Genomic DNA, 3,138 nt, shown 5'->3' on the forward strand with positions numbered 1-3,138 from the left:
AAAGGGTTTAAGAAATTAAGTTTGATATGCTGATTTAGCTTTAATACATCCACACTTAGGGTGTGATATTTAATTTTAGGACGAGAGAATTTCATCAATTTTTTCAGATTATAAGCCATAGCACTCATTAAGACGTGTTTATTAGCGCTGATCATCCCTCTGGTGTTTAGCCGCTTCAAATTCATGAAGTTTATTAAAGTACCTAGTACAGGTTCTACCGTTCTACTCCTTATTTTACTGATAGCTTTTGCGTATAGAGGATTAGCTTTCAGTTTTTGGTGCATACGGTCGTAATAGGGTTTGTCAATACTATCCTCAATCTTTTTGAATTTTGTAGCAGCCCCACAACAAGTGATTCTTAATGGGCAATCTTTGCAATCTGTTTCACTGCTTCTATAGCTTTTCTTTTGATAACCTTTACTATCAGTTTTTATTCCTTTGAAGGCTAATACGGCAAAATTTCCATTCTTCTTTTTACACTCATATTGGTTGAGTAGTGGATTGTATTCAAACCCTTCCCTTTCGGCTTTATATTGACCAAAATTAGGGATGTAAGCATCAATATGATGGGCTTCACAGAAGGCGAGAGCCTCACCACTGCTATAACCAGCATCAGCGGTTATTTGGTCAACAGGAATGTGATGTATGCTTAGGTTTTGTATTGTTTGCGATAAGATGTCGGCAAGGTTTTGACTGTCTTTATTACCAGCGCTACTAGCACAAGCGGCAGTGATTACATGGTAAGCATCATCTACGGCAAGCTGTCCTGCATAGTTAAGTTGTCTTGCTTTTCCGGGTTTGGTACTTATTTTAGCATCTGGATCTGTAGGAGAGTAATGGGTATGGTTACTGAGGTATTTAGGTCGAATAATATTTCCGTTTTCATCGACTTGTTTAGGATTATCCACATGTCCAGACATTCCCTTGTATTCTTTCTCTTTCCAAGCATGGTGCCGCTCTACAGCCTTTTTGATACTAGCTTTAACTTTATATTCAGAGCCTTCGTTCAGCTCGTTTGCATATTGTTCTACATCGTCAATAATTTCTTTTTCTACTAAGCTATCCATACTAGCATTAGCTTTGATATAAGCACTATCTATAGCTTGACGCTTACCTCTGACCATTCCTTTTTCTATACAAAGGCTAAGTACTTTTTGAAATAATGATAGAAATACATCTTCCCCATAGAGTTGTCTTGTTCTAGAGATGGTAGAATGCCAAGGCAAAGCCTCATCTAAATCGTACTTTAAATACCATCTTACATCTAAACAATTAGCGCAGAAAGCAATAAGCTGCCTATCAGAATTGATATTATTGAGATAGCCTACTAAGCAAATCTTGAAGAAAACAAGCGGATCAATACTTTCTTGTCCTTCTTTACCATAGTAAGATAAAGTTTCATTATAGAGAAAATTTAAATCAAGTGTTTGTTCAAGCTTACGATAGAAATTATCAGCAGGAACCAAATCATTGATGTTAACTTGATAGATGATTTTAGGTTGAATATGTTTACGCCCTTGCATAAGTAAATATAGTAAAAATATCATTAAATAACTGATAAACAGGTTATTAAATAGAATTTTTCTTGTTGTATTTATTGATGTAGGTATGGTATATTTGGATGGTATAGGAAGTTGTGCAACAAGCACAGGCGTTTGGCTCAATGGCGGGTGAAGTGGTTAATTGAACATTCTACCTCGCATCAAATTTTGTGGTGTATTGACAGTTTTGTGCTCCGAAATCCGCCACTGCGCCAAGCGCCAAAACGTTAGCGGTCAGGCTATGACGACACAACCAAGACAAAAGAAATGAATAAAAAAAAGATATTAATATTTGGACTTTTAGCACTAATCTTTGGTGGACTTTTAGCTTATTATTTAATTAACAAAAAAGACCAAAACCAACTAATTGTGACGGTGGACAGTTCTCTTTCCTCGGACAAAATTCGGATTGACCAAGGATTTTACTCCATTAACGAAGGTTCAGACGAAAATCTAATAAAAATGGGGCTTAACAAAGTGGTTTATAAAGACAGCAAAGAGACAAGTTTTGAAACTATTTGCGGAGAAAATGATTTTCTAGTTGTTTACGACAATGAATATTATTCCATACTTCGACATTTTATTCCCAACGACTTTTATGACGGAATACCTGAACCACACACATACAATTTTGACTTTAAGAGAAATGGGGACAAAATAAATTTGACATTACACATTGAAGGAGAAGACGGTGAAAAATTTGAAAGAGTAATGGAAAAAGTTGCAGACGCTAAAAATAATATTTGGGGCAGACAAATTGAAAAATGAAATGAAAGTAATAGGACAAATAGAAGCCCGAACCGCTAACAGGCGTTTGGCAAAAAAGCGGGTTCAGTGCTTAATTGAAGCTTCGTGCTTCGTATCAAGTTCAGTGCTGGCAGACAGTTTAGTGCTTCGAAATCCGCTTCTTCGCCAAGCGCCAAACCGTTATAGGGCATTTTAAAAGACGATAACAATTTGACAACAAAGCAGGAATATAGAAAATTTTTAAACGACAATTTTAAACGACTAAGACTACGGAAACCTTTGTTTTATAGTTGACTTCGGACTTCGTTTTGACTTACAAGTTGGAGAAACCGACACAGACGAATATTTTCAAGAAGTAACAAGACGAGCTTCGACAATTTTTCAAACTGCATTTGACAATTCTGACAAAGTGTTTTTGGTTTTTATGGATTACAAATACAAACAGAGAAAAATTAGATTTTCAAATTTCACATTTAAGCAAATTGATAATCTTCAAAAGACTGAAATCAGCTACTCGAAATGACCTCCTCCCACAAAACAGCAACGATCAAAATTAGAGAAGCAGGGCAATTATTTATAACTTGAAACAAATAATTGCGATGAAAAAATCAAAATTTACGGAGGCCCAGATAGCCTTTGCTTTGAAACAGTCAGAGACTGGAACTCGTGTAGAAGAGATCTGCAGGAAGATGGGTATTTCCCAGGCTACGTTTTTTAACTGGAAGAAGAAGTATGGCGGGCTTGGAGTAAGCGAGCTTCGGCGTTTACGGCAGCTTGAAGAGGAGAATAGCCAATTAAAAAAACTGGTTGCTGACCTTAGCCTGGACAAGCAAATGTTGCAGGATGTGAT

The 3,138-nt window shown here is 36.4% G+C and carries 4 protein-coding genes; 3 read left to right on the forward strand and 1 reads right to left on the reverse strand.

From position 1 onward, the window contains the following. A partial coding sequence (locus H510_RS18790) for an IS1182 family transposase (protein ID WP_155977956.1) occupies positions 1-1,547 on the reverse strand: 1,547 nt, incomplete at its 3' end. A 261-nt stretch (positions 1,548-1,808) separates the two neighbouring features. Between H510_RS18790 and H510_RS0111945 the strand changes: the two genes are divergently transcribed. From H510_RS0111945 to H510_RS0111950, 3 genes are all read left to right on the forward strand, one after another. Further along, positions 1,809-2,309, forward strand: coding sequence for a hypothetical protein (locus H510_RS0111945; protein ID WP_026904543.1), 501 nt, complete (start codon positions 1,809-1,811; stop codon positions 2,307-2,309). A gap of 265 nt (positions 2,310-2,574) precedes the next feature. Further along, positions 2,575-2,811 carry a DUF3885 domain-containing protein gene (locus tag H510_RS20700; protein ID WP_425413801.1) on the forward strand — a complete coding sequence of 79 codons (237 nt, stop codon included), beginning with the start codon at positions 2,575-2,577 and terminating at the stop codon, positions 2,809-2,811. Between the two features lie 76 nt (positions 2,812-2,887). Then, the coding region (locus tag H510_RS0111950) for a transposase (protein ID WP_211226572.1) at positions 2,888-3,138 on the forward strand (251 nt) is incomplete at its 3' end.

Source organism: Pedobacter glucosidilyticus DSM 23534, assembly GCF_000425145.1.
In the GTDB taxonomy this organism is placed as follows: domain Bacteria; phylum Bacteroidota; class Bacteroidia; order Sphingobacteriales; family Sphingobacteriaceae; genus Pseudopedobacter; species Pseudopedobacter glucosidilyticus.

Excerpts from the sequence above, each read along its gene's own strand:
- H510_RS0111945 (WP_026904543.1), top strand. The coding sequence starts at position 1,809 with ATGAATAAAAAAAAGATATTAATATTTGGACTTTTAGCACTAATCTTT.